Source organism: Nocardiopsis ansamitocini (genome assembly GCF_030268225.1).
Taxonomy (GTDB): Bacteria; Actinomycetota; Actinomycetes; order Streptosporangiales; family Streptosporangiaceae; genus Nocardiopsis_D; species Nocardiopsis_D ansamitocini.
In genome coordinates, this window is record NZ_BSQG01000003.1 from 268,398 (window position 1) to 282,451 (window position 14,054).

General features: G+C 68.2%; 11 protein-coding genes. 2 read left to right on the forward strand and 9 right to left on the reverse strand.

Features of this window, described 5'->3' with window-relative positions:
• Positions 1 to 5 precede the first annotated feature (5 nt).
• The 7 genes from QSJ59_RS10920 to QSJ59_RS10950 all read right to left on the reverse strand — a co-directional run bounded on the left by QSJ59_RS10920 (position 6) and on the right by QSJ59_RS10950 (position 8,522).
• Complete coding sequence (locus tag QSJ59_RS10920) at positions 6 to 854, reverse strand: hypothetical protein (RefSeq protein ID WP_285759164.1); 849 nt, start codon at positions 852 to 854, stop codon at positions 6 to 8.
• Positions 851 to 1,237, reverse strand: coding sequence for a hypothetical protein (locus tag QSJ59_RS10925; RefSeq protein ID WP_285759166.1), 387 nt, complete (start codon positions 1,235 to 1,237; stop codon positions 851 to 853). Before QSJ59_RS10925 ends, QSJ59_RS10920 begins: the two co-directional genes overlap by 4 nt.
• A 36-nt stretch (positions 1,238 to 1,273) precedes the next feature.
• Positions 1,274 to 2,026, reverse strand: coding sequence for a class I SAM-dependent methyltransferase (locus QSJ59_RS10930; protein ID WP_285759167.1), 753 nt, complete (start codon positions 2,024 to 2,026; stop codon positions 1,274 to 1,276).
• A gap of 54 nt (positions 2,027 to 2,080) precedes the next feature.
• The gene (locus QSJ59_RS10935; RefSeq protein WP_285759169.1) at positions 2,081 to 3,349 is read right to left on the reverse strand and encodes a YcaO-like family protein; all 1,269 of its coding nucleotides are present in this window, start codon (positions 3,347 to 3,349) and stop codon (positions 2,081 to 2,083) included.
• Positions 3,346 to 4,320, reverse strand: a complete 975-nt coding sequence (locus tag QSJ59_RS10940; RefSeq protein ID WP_285759171.1) for an aKG-HExxH-type peptide beta-hydroxylase — start codon at positions 4,318 to 4,320, stop codon at positions 3,346 to 3,348. Before QSJ59_RS10940 ends, QSJ59_RS10935 begins: the two co-directional genes overlap by 4 nt.
• A 773-nt stretch (positions 4,321 to 5,093) precedes the next feature.
• A complete protein-coding gene (locus QSJ59_RS10945) occupies positions 5,094 to 6,062 on the reverse strand; it encodes an iron-siderophore ABC transporter substrate-binding protein (RefSeq protein WP_285759173.1) in 969 nt (322 codons plus the stop codon).
• A gap of 1,884 nt (positions 6,063 to 7,946) precedes the next feature.
• Positions 7,947 to 8,522: a snapalysin family zinc-dependent metalloprotease gene (locus tag QSJ59_RS10950; protein WP_285759175.1), complete on the reverse strand. Its 576-nt coding sequence runs from the start codon at positions 8,520 to 8,522 to the stop codon at positions 7,947 to 7,949.
• Between the two features lie 520 nt (positions 8,523 to 9,042).
• Between QSJ59_RS10950 and QSJ59_RS10955 the strand changes: the two genes are divergently transcribed.
• Positions 9,043 to 9,930, forward strand: coding sequence for a glycoside hydrolase family 19 protein (locus tag QSJ59_RS10955; RefSeq protein WP_285759177.1), 888 nt, complete (start codon positions 9,043 to 9,045; stop codon positions 9,928 to 9,930).
• 239 nt (positions 9,931 to 10,169) lie between these two features.
• Here the strand turns inward: QSJ59_RS10955 and thpD are convergent, their stop codons facing one another.
• Together thpD and QSJ59_RS10965 are read right to left on the reverse strand one after the other, a co-directional pair.
• Complete coding sequence (gene thpD / locus QSJ59_RS10960; RefSeq protein WP_285759178.1) at positions 10,170 to 11,078, reverse strand: ectoine hydroxylase; 909 nt, start codon at positions 11,076 to 11,078, stop codon at positions 10,170 to 10,172.
• 352 nt (positions 11,079 to 11,430) lie between these two features.
• Positions 11,431 to 12,339 (reverse strand): LysR family transcriptional regulator, encoded by a 909-nt coding sequence (locus QSJ59_RS10965; protein ID WP_285759179.1) that lies wholly within the window; start codon positions 12,337 to 12,339, stop codon positions 11,431 to 11,433.
• A gap of 283 nt (positions 12,340 to 12,622) precedes the next feature.
• Between QSJ59_RS10965 and QSJ59_RS10970 the strand changes: the two genes are divergently transcribed.
• On the forward strand, positions 12,623 to 13,939 hold the full coding sequence (locus tag QSJ59_RS10970) for an MFS transporter (RefSeq protein WP_285759180.1): 1,317 nt from the start codon (positions 12,623 to 12,625) through the stop codon (positions 13,937 to 13,939).
• Positions 13,940 to 14,054: the final 115 nt, after the last annotated feature.

Genomic DNA, 14,054 nt, shown 5'->3' on the forward strand with positions numbered 1-14,054 from the left:
CACGATCAACGGAGGACGGGGGCCTGCACCGCGATCAGCAGCAGCCCCACCGACGCAACGGTGAACGGCACGATCCGACGCGGGCTGACGGCCAGGAACGCCAGATGGGTGGGGACCGCCAACCCCACGACCACGACTCCCGGCAACAGTCCGAGCGCACCGAGTCCCAGGGTCAACTCGACCAGGGCGGCCCCGATCGCCGCCGCACGGAGCAGCGGCAGGAACCAGGGGCCCTCCAGGAGTCCGGCCATCACCTGTGGCGAGGGTACGCGGAAGAAGTCGGGGCTGCCTGCGCGCGCCTGGTAGGCCCCGTAAGCGATGTTGTCCGCTAGGACTCGCCCGCTCATGAAATGCGGGGACCCCAGCTTGCGTATCCCCGCCACCAGATAGAGCTGTGCGGCCCCCAGCGACGCCGCAGCCCCTGCCGGGACCGTCCCGGCCACTCCGACGAGAGGGAGACCCAGGCGCAGCACCAGCACCGAGGCCAGCAACGTCATGCACACCGACGTGTAGCGGGCGGTGTCCAAGGCCCCGTCGCGCACCAGCCAGGCAACACAGGCACAACACAGCGCCAGGGTGGTGTTCTGCGTCCAGGGGGCCGGAACGATAACGGGAGCCAACGCCATCGCCACGGCCAGGAGCAGCCCCAGACGGGCCAACGCCCATCGCGACCGCAGCCGGCCCGGGTGCGTCCAGCCCGCGCCCGGCCGGTAGACCCGGAGGTCGGGATGGTGCAGCCGGATGGTCCGGCTGTCCAACAGGGTCAGACTCGTTCGCCAGGCCAGAGCCAACGCCAGGCAGTACAGCGCAGTCGTCGTCGCGGTGGCACCGGCCCCCCCGTCGGTCAGGCTCACTCGACCTTCCGCAGTACGCAGGTCAGCGCCGGGATCTCTGCCCCGTGGGCGATCTGGGCCACCCGTAACCGGCGCGACTCCGGATCGTAGGCCACCCGCCAGTTTCCTTTGGAACCGATGATCACGCCGTCGAACGCTGGAACCGGACTCGGAACGCACAGTGCGCGCCGCAACTCGACCGGATCGAGGAAATGGCCGTCGGGAGACACGTGGAATTTTTCCAGCGGCAGAGGAATCGTTCGATTTTCGACTGTGCTGTAGAGAAAACCTTTGGCCGATCCCGAATACATGCCCCACGCGAACGGTTTCTGTGGATCGGTTCGCACGCCCCAAACAACAGAAAAGACCAACAGGGCAATACCGCCGACGCTCAGGGCAGACACATCAGGGGCCCATCCCGTCATCGCTCGTCCCTTCCGTCACGGTGTTTTCTGGTAGACCGACACGTGGTACAGAGAGTCGTCGGCCAAAGGACGGCCGCTCCAGTCCCCGTACCTGTCCCGCAGGTGCAGGCCGGCCGCCTCGGCCATCAGGTCGAGCTCGCCCGCTCCCGCATAGCGGAAGGGCACGTGAACGTGGTGCACGCCCTCGCCCGTGGTGACGACATAGTGCGACTCGTAGCGCTGGGTGGAACGGTGCACCCGGCGGTACAGCACCACCAGGTCCTCGTTGCCAGTGGGCACCACGTGCCCACCGCTCATTCGCGGACTCTCCAGCGCCTCGGGCAGCGGCGCGTCGAACACGAACAATCCACCCGGCCGGAGCCGGAGGGCCGCATTGCGCAGGCAACGCACCTGTTCCTCCTGGCTCTGTAACTCGAACAGGGTTCCGCCGACGAGATAGACGAGGGCGTGGCCGCCTTCGTCGGGACCGTCGACGAAGTCGCCGAAGGAAACCGGCACGACGTCGTCGCCGGCCTTCTCCCGCAGTCGCTCCACCATCGCTTTGGACGCCTCCACCCCCCGGACGTCCACGCCCGACCGGGCCAGGGGCAGGGCCACCCGACCGGTGCCGATCCCCAGTTCGACCACGCTTCCGCCATCGGCCACCAGCGAGGCGAGCAGTCGGACACAGTCGTCGGTGGGCGCCGCCGCGCCGAACCAGCGGTCGTAGTTCATGGACAGGAGGTCCTCGTAGGAACGGCCGCTCACCCGGATCGCGTCATCAGACATGGTCACCTTCCGAACGTGGGAACAGACAGGTTCTCGGTGGAGCGGCCCCGCAGTTCAGCCCAGCGGATGCGGGGGGATTCCCGGTCCGCGAGTCCCAGTGCTGAGCCGTTCCGTCACCGGGAGACGACGAGCGCCGGGAGCGACGGTGCGCACCACCACCGCACCGGTGGAGGCCAGGTTCGCGACGGTGGTGTCCACCCCGATGACGTCGCGCTCGGTATGGTCGGCCAGCGTCTGGGCCTGGACCGGCCGGGGAACCATACGGCGATCGGGGTCGGGCCAGTGCATCCGTCCCGCGCAACTCATCAACCGTCCCAGACCGTTCTGCCGGTGGAACGCGTGCAGGGCATGGGCGACCGGTCCGCTGATCCAGGGATTGCGTTCGGTGGCCAGCCAGTCGGCGACCGCGCCCGCTGCCGGAGTCTCCATGCTCCAGCGCACCATCAACGCCTCGTGCGCCGCTGCCCGGGCAGCGGCGGCCACAGCGGGACCGTCCGTGACGTCCCCGACCGCCCGCGCGCCGAAACTCTGCCGGCGCTGCTCGGGGGAGTGCAGGCAGCACAGGATACAGGCGCTGCCCCTGGGGCCGGGCAACAACAGGAACGTACTCGCGAGCGTCAGCGCGTCCAGGGCCTCGCGCAGCGGTTGCGACAACGGCGGGCGCCCGGTCAATTCGAACCGGGGTGCGTAGTCGTACCAGGTGCGGGCGATCAGGTCCCTTTCAAGGACCTCCAGTAAGCCGTGCACCCCCGCTGCGGCATGAGTGGCATGTGCCGCCAGTCCGGTCGAACCCGGCGACGGCAGCGCCACCGAACCCAGGGATGACCGGTGGGCCAAGTACACGGCCCAGGCCGGGACCAGAACCTGCCCGCCGCCGGTCAGGGACTCTCCCGGGACCCATAGCATCTCGGCCTCGCGCAGCCCCGGGTAGCCGGCAAGCTCCGGCCAGGCGAGAGGGTCCAGTGCCGGACGGCCGGTGCGGCGCAACCGGTCGAACCGGCCCATGAGCGCGCCGGGGACCCGCCCCCGCTCGGCCTCGCGACCGGCGACGACGTTGTGGACGCGTTCCAGGAGTTCTCCGCGGGCGCGCACCGTCACCGACTGGGCGGTCTCGCCTGCGGCAGAGCCGATCAGGACCCGTTGGCCGCCGGCAGCGTCGTTGGGCGCGAAGTCGGGTGAGCGGGCCGCGACCCGCCCCATCAGCAGTCCGCTGACCTGGGGGACGGGGGTGAACAACCGCACTGGCCAGCCGGGGGTCACCAGATTGTGTGGCCGTCCGACGGTCTCGGGGACGGGAGGAACCGTGTCAGCGGTGCTCGTCATGCGGACCGCTCCAGGAGTGCAGCTGCTTCCTCGACCATCGAGTGGCCGTGCACGGTGATGCTGTCGGCATGCGCGCGCATCGTCACTACGCCTTTCCTGCCTTGTTCGGCGAGAACCGCCCGGCGCTCGCGCACCGCGTCCCCGTTTGCTCCGGCCCGCAGCGCCCTGTCGTAGAACTCCATGCTGCGTGCCAAGACGATGACCTGTTGGAACAGTCCGGACAGCGGGCGCGGGTCGGCCCTGAGCGGAGTCTGTACCAGGGGGGAGGCCCCACTGTCGGGGAGCAGGAACGGCTCGGCGACAGCAGCGGCATTGCAACGGTTGTGGGTTCCTTCGTGGACCAGTGCCTCGGCGAAGCGCACCGAGCCGGGGAGGCCGTCCTGAGCGTCCTCCAGTCGTTCGCTGTTCACGAACACCACTCCGTGGACGGTGAAATCGGTGAACCCCTCCAGGCCGTGGCCGTCCAGGAGCGCGATCTGGCGCAGGACCACCGCCAACTCCGCGAGCATTTCCGGCCACGCCGCGCCCAGGAGCCGACACGACGCGCGCAGGGCCGCGCGCCGGTCGTCATTCCACGCACCGATGACGACCTCGTCAGCGGTGGTGGTGCGGCCGGGGACCGCGGCGACCTGCGCTGCGGCTCGGCGCACACTCGCGGTGAGGTGCCGTTCCGGGCCGGGGAGGCCCACCTGCCAGAGGTCGTGCACCTTCTCGGTGAACGCGGTTGCCACGACCCGGGTGGCAGCCGCTGCCGTTTCCGCGGTGAACCGACCGCGGACCCCGGCGTTGACGTCGCCACGTCGAGCGGCGCGCTGTGCCGCATGGGCCAGTGAATGGAAGGCGGGGTGCCGCAGCGCCGAGGCCGGGGGCACGCTGTCGGGGCCGATGAGTTCGGTGAGCCGGCCGCGCACCAGTCGGGCGAGATGCTGTTCGTCGCGTTCGGCGGATTGTGCCTCCGGTGCCACCCGCATCCGAATTCCCTTCGCAGAGATTCACCGTGTGAGTGGGGCGGGCCGGCTGACAACCCCACCCCACTGTCTGTCCTGACAGTCGGTCGGTTATCCGGGGACGTCGACCATAAGAGCGAACTCGGGCAGTTCTTCGCCGTCGACCATTTCGATGTCGACGTCGTGCGTGTCTTCCACTATTCCTCCTGGAATCGGGAATTGGGTGTCGCTCCTTCTCGATCGCCGGGCGACAGGAAAATGGTTGCACGGTCAACGGTTCGGGTCTAGATGCCAATTCGTGGGGGCGGCGATGTCCACGCCTTTTGGCAATCCGGGATTCGCGTATTCGCGCACCTCACGAAGATGCGTGAACTAAGGGTTGTGTTGGTTCGGTGACATTCGTGTCACCAGAAAACACGGTGGGAACGCCACGTGAGGAATTCTGGACTTCGAGGCAGGGGAGTCCGAGAGGAATTGTCCGCAGCGGAGTGCGTATTCCGCCGAATCGTTCAGTGGCGAGTGGATCGGGGGCGGTCTCGCTCGCGTGAGCCGGTGGCGGGCGCGCCACTGCGGTGCGGTCTGCGGCCGCTCCGGGAGTGAACCCGGTCACACGGTGCCGGCCCGCGATACGGCCCCGGCGCCCTGTTGTGCCACGTCGCGCCGCGCGACGGGAAGCCGCCGGCCACGGCACGGGCACGAAAGCCGGTCCATGGTGTTGTCGGGGCCGGTCGCCGTGCCCGTGCGGCCGTGCGCAGTCGATGCGGGGTGGTCGCCCCTCGCGGTGAAGAGGGGAAGCGTCAGGCCAGCGCCTCGCTGATACGCGGAACGAGGCGGTCGATCGCGTAGGGAATGGACAGGACCGAGTTGTAGGTGATCGCCCCGCGCTGGTCGAGCGCGGTGGACACGATCGCGTCGGCGCCCACCACGTCCAGCGTGTCGAAGACCGGGGAGTCCTCGGTCACGTCGAAGTCCTCGTCGTCGCCGAGGACGAGGAGGACGTTTCCGTCGAGCATGTCCACTTCTTCGGGGGAGATCTCGACGAAGAAGCTTTCCCCCGTGTCCTGGGCTGTGATCGCTTCGGGGATCTCGAAGCCGAGGGAGACGAGGAACTGTCCACGGGCGTCCCCGGCGAGGAAGGCACCGTACTTGCCCTCGTAGGGCAGTACGGCTGCCCCGGTCCGCCCCGCGAACTCCGGGTGGGCCGCGCGCGTCTCGGCCAGGAGTTCGTCGGTGGCCTCGTTGAGCGCGGCGCCTTCGTCGGGTTTGCCGAGCGCGGTGGCGATGAGCTCCGTCGCGTCCTCCCGGGGGACGGTGTAGGCGGCGACTCCGGCAGGCCGCGCGACCACCGGGGCGATCTGGGACAGGCTCTCGTACACGGAGGCGTCGAACCCTGCGGAGACCCCGATGATGAGGTCCGGGGCCAGAGTCGCGATCTGTTCGATGTTCGGCTCGGAGTCGGACCCGATATGCGTCAGTTCGGCCCCCTCGACGAGGTCGTCGGTCCACGGACCGAGGCCCGTCTCGAAGAACGCGAAACCCGTGTTGCCGACGGGGACCACGCCCAGCGCGAGTACCACGTCGGCGTCGGTGACCCCCAGAGTGACGATCCGCTCCGGTCGCTCCTCGATCGTGGTGGTGCCGAATTCGTGGTCGATCGCCACCAGGAACGGGTCCGCGGAGTTCGTCGGTGCTTCACTGGCGGTGCCGCACGCCGAGAGAAGAACGAGGGAGGCTAGTGCGCAGGTGAGCGTGCGTCCGGGGGACATGGAACTCCGTTCGACTAAGGTTAGGCGTACCTACATTAGCGATTCCTTTCGGAGGCGCCCCGGCGGGGTTGCGGGTCGGGGGCGGCCGCCCCCGGTGTTCTCGACACCGCAGACGTTCGTTGACGAAGGGCCCGGGGAGTGGTGGGCGCGGATGCTGCGGTCGGGGTCCGTCTCGTGGGCCCGGCCAGGGAGGTTTTCGCGTGGCCCGCGGTCCGGTCCCGTTGGGGAGTCGGTGCGGCGAGTCCCGAGGCCGTGTGCCCGTGCTGTCGGGGAAGGGTCTCCGTGTCGGGCGGCAGATGCGTTCCGCGTCTGCTTTCGGTGATTTCCCCTCCTCCGGAGAAGGCATTCCGCGTCCGGGCCTCCGGGGCGGCGGTTCTGTCGCGAGAAAAATTCCTCCAGGTCAGAAGTTGTCTACGTTTCTTCAATCGCGGGGAACGGCGGGTAGTTGCATGACCCCTTCGGCAAGGGGTGGTTATTTTTTTCACCCACTTGGCTTTGTCTGGTGGTTTCCTACAAGGAGTCCCCGCCTCCTTCCCGGCTCCGGCAGTCGTGCCGGTGGGCCGCCGGGAGATTCGTCTCGGATGACGTGGGCGGAGGGACTGCCGGTCGCGCTCCGGCTCCCTCTCTCCCCCGGCTATGGGGCGCGGGGGATCGGCGGACGGTCGGGATCAATTGCCCGGATCGGTGGACCGGCCAAGCGTTGAGCTGTGCTTATCCGGCTCGTATTGTTTGAAGATTTTGGGTTGCGTTTCTGGTCGCGTGCAATATGGTATTGCCTTTCGTGGCGATCGGAGGTGCGTGGTTTAGAGGTTCTCCCGGTTTCCGGAGGTGGTTTTTCTTATTTCTGTCGTAGTGTTCATTTCGTTCCTTGCGGCGCGATCCGCAACGGTTGTTCCCTGGCGAAGGATGCCGTTTTCGGAGACGTTTTCTCGTCTTCATTCGATTCGGTTTGGTGTGGCGTGCCGATCACCCGAATTCGATTGTTGCTTCCGGGGGCGAAACTTTTTTGGTTCACCGGGTGCCTCTGGAGGAGTAAATTTTTGTGGCGGTGTTCGGGGACTTGTCCCGCTGTGTACCAAGGAATGGGGTCGGGGACCTGCTTTCGGTGCTCAGGGGCCAGTTCCTGACACGTTCGCCGGAGCCCCTCTTTGGTCCTTCTCGGGGCGTCCGTGCGCACACCACGTCTCGGCCGTCGCCGGCCCCATGTGTGCCGGGCGGAGGAGAGGAGGAGTGCTGCGGGAACCGGCGCTTTCCGGCTCCGGAAGTTGCTCGTCGGCTGCTCGTCCTGGTGCCGGACGTTCGGGAGAACCGTGCGGTTCAGGAGGTCAACACCCGGTCGATCGCGCCCGCCGTCCGCCCGGGGTGAGCAGGTCCCGCGCCTCCGGGGGGCGTCATCGGTCGGCCCCGCCGCCGTCGGGCGCCTGGGCGGGACGGGCGTTGACCGCGGGTTTGGGCGGTGGCTCCGTAGACCCGTCGGTCGATGACGAGCCCTCCCGCCGCACAGGACTGATCGGCGTCGGAGGGCAGCGGTGGTCATATCGGCCCGGCCACCCTGGTCCCCGGTGTTCCCGGCCGGTTCACCGCTTTCGTTCCGCTCCCGGCCCGGACCTGTGCGGTAGCGCCCGGAGCCGTCCAAGGGGGTCGTGCCGGAACCTGACCCCTTCTGGAGTGGCGACTCCACACATTCGATCCCGACAGCACCGAACACGGACCTCGAATGGAGAAGGCGGCGGGCTCGGACAGGATCGAGGCCCACGGGTTGTGTCGGGTGCGTGGTCCGGTTGCGGGCGCGGGGCCCGGGGAGTGAGTGCTGCGACCTTCGGCGTCGGTCCGCCGATGCGGGCCGACGCCGAAGACGGTCGGGTCCGGATTTGGTGCGTTCGTCTAGCCGCGGTCGACCAGGAGCTGTCCGTCGGTGGACTGCCGGCCGGCCAGGCCGCTGCCGTAGTTGGCCTGGACCCGTGAGCGCTCGGAGGCGTTGGGGGTGGAGTTGGTGCAGCTCACGCCGCCGGTGGAGCCCGACATCAGCGACGAGCACGGGCCGGGCTTGGCGTCGGGCAGGCCCAGGCTGTGGCCCAGTTCATGTGCGGCGATGCGCACCGCGTTGTAACCCTCGGCGGTTCCCTGGCGGCCCATCCAGACGGTGACCTGCCCGCCCGGGCGCACCGGCCCCAGGTTGGCGCGGGGCCAACCGTTGTCGGCGATGATGCGGATCTCGGCGCGTCGTCCGGCGGGGGCCGGCTCCAGGCGAACATTGCTGACGCTGGAGTTCCACACGCGTACGGCCGAGGACACGGCGGAGGCGTACTCCGCGGCCTGGCCGGCGTCGTAGTACAGGATGGTCTGGGCCAGCGGCCGGGGCTGCTCCGCGGGTTCCGCGGTGGCCGGTGAGACGCCTACGAGCGTCAGCGTCAGCGCGCTCAGCGCGACGAGGAGGGGAGTGAGGATCCGTCTCAGCATGGGGGCTCCCTGGGGTGAGGGTGCTGATTCTTTTGGTGACCCGGTGGGGTCGGCCTGATGCTATGTGTAGTGGCGTATTGCTACAAGATGTATAGAACGCCCAATTTCGGCGCTGTATATCGGCCTGAAGATCCTGAGGTGGGGAGAGCTGCGGCAAGCTCCCCCAGGGGCCCGCTCGCCCGTTCGGACGCGGTGTCCGAAGCTGTGCGTCTTCCACCGCGGCTGCCGGGATCGCCGACTCGAACTTCCCCGCACCAGCGGATGCAGCCCCGTCGGGTTCGACGCATCCGCCCGAACGCTCGGGGAGGGGCACGGGAAGCACTCGGTCGTCTCGAAGCGTCGCTCGACCTTCCCGAGCGCCGTTGGCATCGATGCGGGTCTGGTCGAAGGACTCCATCGGTCGGCAAAACCGGTCGAGGCCTCGACTGGTCTTGACAGGTCTAGACCGCCCTGTTTAGGTGACGGCACCCCCCGGCGGCGCGCGACCGGACGTCGCGCCGCATTCAAGGAGTGTGATCACGTGATCCGACGTCTCCTGAGTCAACTGTTCGCGCTCGGTGTGTTCGCCGCTGCGCTCGTCGTCCTCCCGGCGGCCGCCGCGCAGGCTGCCACCTGCGCCCCGGCCTGGAACCCCTCCGCCGTCTACACCGGAGGCGGTGAGGTCTCCTACCAAGGCCGCAACTACACCGCCAAGTGGTGGACGCAGAACGAGCGTCCCGGCGCCTCGGACGTCTGGGCCGACAAGGGCGCCTGTGGCGCCGGCGGAGGAGGTGAGCAGCCCAATCCCAGTGGATTCGTCGTCAGCGAGGCCCAGTTCAACCAGATGTTCCCGAACCGGAACTCCTTCTACACCTACAGCGGCCTCACCGCCGCCCTCGGCTCCTACCCGGCGTTCGCCAAGACCGGCAGCATCGAGGTGCAAAGGCGCGAGGCGGCCGCTTTCCTCGCCAACGTCAGCCATGAGACCGGCGGGCTGGTCCACATCAAGGAAACCAACCAGGCCAACTACCCGCACTACTGCGACTGGGGCATGCCCTACGGCTGTCCTGCGGGTCAGGCCGCCTACTACGGCCGCGGCCCGATCCAGCTCAGCTGGAACTTCAACTACAAGGCCGCTGGTGACGCCCTCGGCATCAACCTGTTGAACAACCCCTACCTGGTGGAGCAGAACGCCTCGGTCGCCTGGCGGACCGGCCTCTGGTACTGGAACACCCAGACCGGCCCCGGCACGATCACCCCCCACAACGCCATCGTCAACGGCCGCGGTTTCGGCGAGACGATCCGTTCGATCAACGGTTCCATCGAGTGCAACGGCGGCAACCCGGCGCAGGTCCAGAGCCGCATCAACAAGTTCACGCAGTTCACCCAGATCCTCGGCACCACCACCGGCTCCAACCTGAGCTGCTGACCTCCGGACCCGTCGAGGTCCGCGTACAGCGCACCGGGGCGGGGGCGGGTCCGGCCGTCATGGCCGGGGACGCCCCCGCCCCGGTATTTCGGGAGCGGCCTCAGGCCGGGAAGCCGGAGAAACTGCCGGGGTCCCGCTGAGGTGCTCCCTCTCCCACCGGATCACCCCACGGTCCGGACGCCTCGGTTCCGGGGGCGCGCCGACGGGGCACGTCGCCGACCGTTTGCGTGCCCATCCGTTCAGGGGCGCAGCGGGGTGAAGTCGCGCGAGGCGACGAAGCCGGGGCGGCGCTCCCGAGCGGAGAAGGGTTCCACCAGGGCGTTGTCCACGCTGTTGAAGACGACGAAGAGGTTCGAACGCGGGTAGGGCGTGATGTTGTTGCCGGATCCGTGCATGCTGTTGCAGTCGAACCACAGGGCGGACCCGCTGGGACCGGTGAACTGCTCGATACCGTGCCGACGGGCCAGTTCGGCGATGTCCTCCTCCTGGGGGACGCCGACCTTCTGGGCCTTCAGGGAGGACTGGTAGTTCTCGTCCGGTGTACGGCCCAGGCACGGAACGAAGGTGCGGTGCGCACCCGGCATGAGCATGAGTCCGCCGTTGTAGGCGTAGTTGTCGGTCAGCCCGATGGAGAGGCTGACCGCCCCCATCCGGGGCATACCGTCCTCCGCGTGCCAGGTCTCGAAGTCCGAGTGCCAGTAGAAACCGTTTCCGCTGAAGCCCGGCATGAAGTTGACCCGGCTCTGGTGGACGTAGACATCGGAGCCCAAGAGCTGCCTCGCCCGATCCAGGATGCGCGGTTCCCTGATGAGGCGGGCGATCCGTTCGCTGATCAGGTGCGCGTCGAAGACGGAGCGGATCTCGTTGGAGGCAGGCTCGGTGACGGTTCGCTCATCGGCGCGGAGAGCGGGGTCCCCGACCATCGAACGGAGCTCGTCCAGGCAGGCGGTCACCTCCTGTTCGGAGAGCAGGTCCCGTTGCACGTGGAACCCGTCGCGGGCGTGGTTGCCGAGTTCCGTGCCGGACGCGGGCCCCTCGGGGACACCGGGCCGCACGGTCGGTTCGTCGCTCGTGATCCACGCCAGTTCGGACTCGGAGTCCACGCGTGTCGGGTACTGATCCTGGACGTGGGCTTCTAGGAGCGTCACTGTTGACCCCTTTCTCTAAACGGGTTCCGACAGGGTTTCCCGTGTCCCGGTGCGATCCTCGGGGCCTCGCGGCCGGACTCCGCCGTGTTCGGCCGTGGCCGGGGTGTGCCGGCCGATGGGCGCGTGAGGCGCGACCTACACGGGTGGGGCGGTCGAGAACGTGGAACGCCGATCACCCCTCGAAACTCACGCTGCCCTCCCGATGGAGCGGATAATCACCGGAGCGGACGCCGTTCTCCCGATGGACTCGGTCCGAGGCGGGTCCGGCGCTCCTCGCCGGGGCACCGGTCCGGACTCCACAGCGCACGCGAGGAACACGTGGAGTGCCAGTAGGGTCGGCCGTCGCAGAGGGTCAGACCACGGTCTCGCGGCAGACGTCGATGAAGGCCTGCACCCGCCGCACCGGCCTGCGTCCGGCGAGCCGCATGATCTCGATACCGAGTCCCTCGGAGCGGATGTCGAGTTCCCTGGCCGCATAGGGCAGATCCTCGTAGCTGCGTTCGAGCACGGTGCGCTGTGTGAGCAGGGCGTTGCCCAGGCCGCGGGCCACCAGGGCACGCACCATCTCGAAGCTCGTGGTTCGAAAGCGCACGTTCGGGGTCAGGCCGGCCTTGTCGAACAGGCCGATGAAGTAGTCACCGCCGGGCGGCAGGTCGAAGAGGATCAGGGGCTCGGGGGCCAGGTCGGCGAGGGTCAGCTCGTTCTTCGTGCTCAGGACGCCGTCCACCGGGGTCAGCGCGTAAGGGGGGTCGGATCGCAGCCACTGGGTGGTCACCCCGGTCGCGGGGCGCACGGAAGCGAGTTCGTAGTGGTAGGTGATCGCCAGGTCGATGCGGGAGTTGAGCAGGTCGTCCAGGAGGGCACCGTGGGCCGCTTCGACGAACGAGAGCTGTACCTGCGGGTGCCGATGAGAGAACTCCGCGATGACCTTCGGCAGGAGGATCGGCGCGATGGTCGCGTAGCAGCCGATGGTGAGGTCACCCTCCACCTCCTCCCGCTCCCGGTTGGCCGACTCCCGGAGCTGTTCGAGGTTGGCCCGCACGTTGTCGGCCACAACCAGGGCACGCTGCCCCGGGGCCGTCAGACGCATCCCCCTGGGGGAGCGGACGAAGAGGGTGACCCCCAGGGCCGATTCCAGGTCGGTCAACGCCGTCGACACCGCTGACTGCGAGACGAACAGCTCCCGTGCCGCCGCCGTCACCGATCCGAGCCTGGCGACGGCTCTGAGGTACTCCAACTGCCGCAGGCTCACGTCGCTCATCGGACCGGTCCACCCTCCGACCCATCGATTTTTCCGAAGGAGATCTTCGGATCTATGTGTTTTACAGATCTTACTCTCCGCCTGAATAGTGGTGACCCATGACACAGGCAGGTCGGATGCCGACAGCACCGGTGGCTCTACCGAGTCCCCCGTAGGCGCTCGACTCCACACACCCGCGTACGAGCGACCTCCTGATCATTCACAGCAACGCCCTGCGGCGACGCAGGCCACCGCGGCCTCCGGGGTTTCCGAGGCGTATGAGAACCAGGCTCCAGGAGGAGAAATGTCGAGCGAGATCTCGGAAAAGGTGGACAGGAAGGACTTGCGGCGGAGTGTGTTCGCCGGGGCGGTGGGCGTCTTCGTCCACTGGTTCGACTGGGCCGTCTACGCGTACCTGGCCACCACCATGGCGAAGGTGTTCTTCCCCGAGCAGGACGGCACGACCGGTCTGCTCTCGGTCTTCGCGGTCTTCGCCGTCGCGTTCTTCGTACGCCCGATCGGCTCGGTGCTCTTCGGCCACCTCGGCGACCGCTTCGGCCGCAAGACGACACTGTCGATCGTCATCATCGCGATGGCCGCGGGCACGCTCATGCTCGGGCTGCTGCCCAGCTACGCGTCCGTCGGCATCATCGCGCCGATCCTGCTCGTGGTCGCCCGCATCATCCAGGGGCTCGCCGCGGGCGGGGAGTTCGGCTCGGCAGCCGCCTTCCTCGCGGAGTTCTCGCCGCCCAAGCGCCGCGGATTCGGCTGCTCGTGGATCGAGTTCGGCTCGGTCGGCGGGTTCCTGTGCGCGTCGTTCGTCGTGTGGGCCCTGCACGCGGTCTTCCCGCCGGAGGTCGTCCTCGATTGGGCGTGGCGGATCCCCTTCCTGCTGACGGTGCCCATGGCCGCGGTCGGTCTCTACATCCGCCTGCGTATCGAGGACACGCCCGAGTACCGCGCCCTCGAGGACATGAACAACGTTCCGAGCCAGCCGGTCGTCGAGGTGTTTCGCTCCAACGGCAAGCAGTTCCTCCAGACGGTCGGTATCGAGACCTTCATGAACTCGACCTTCTACATCGTCCTCGTCTATCTGATCACCTACCAGGAGGAGATCGTCGGGATCCCCGCCGACCGGGCGGCCCTGCTCTCCGCGGCGGCCTCCGTCGTGGCCATGGGGATCATCCCGCTCTCGGGCATGGCGTCCGACCGCGTGGGCCGCAAGCCGGTGCTCTACACTGCCGCCGCCCTGCTGATCGTCGCCGCCGTTCCGTTGTTCCTGCTGATGCAGGCGAACGCGTCGTGGGCGGCTTTCGCCGCGACCTTCGGCCTTGCCGCCATCCTGGCGATCATCCTGGGCACGCACGCCTCCGCGGTGTCGGAGCTCTTCCCGACACGGACCCGGCAGAGCGGCCTGTCGATGGCCTACAGCGTCGCCGGCGCGTTCTTCGCGGGGACGCTGCCGTACCTCATGACCTGGCTCATCTCGGTCACCGGAAGCAGCATGGTCCCGGGATTCACCATGGTCGTGATCGGCGTCATCGGTGTGATCACACTGCGCACGATGCCCGAGACGAGCGGTTCCGACCTGCTGCACGAGAGCGACCGAGCCCTGCGCTGAACAGCGGACGGGCCGCAGACCGTTCGCGGCCGCGCCGCGCACCCACGGTTCTGCGGTCCGCCCGAGAGCAGACCCACCCGCTCGGCGGCCACGGCCGGGAGCGGCCCGGCGGACC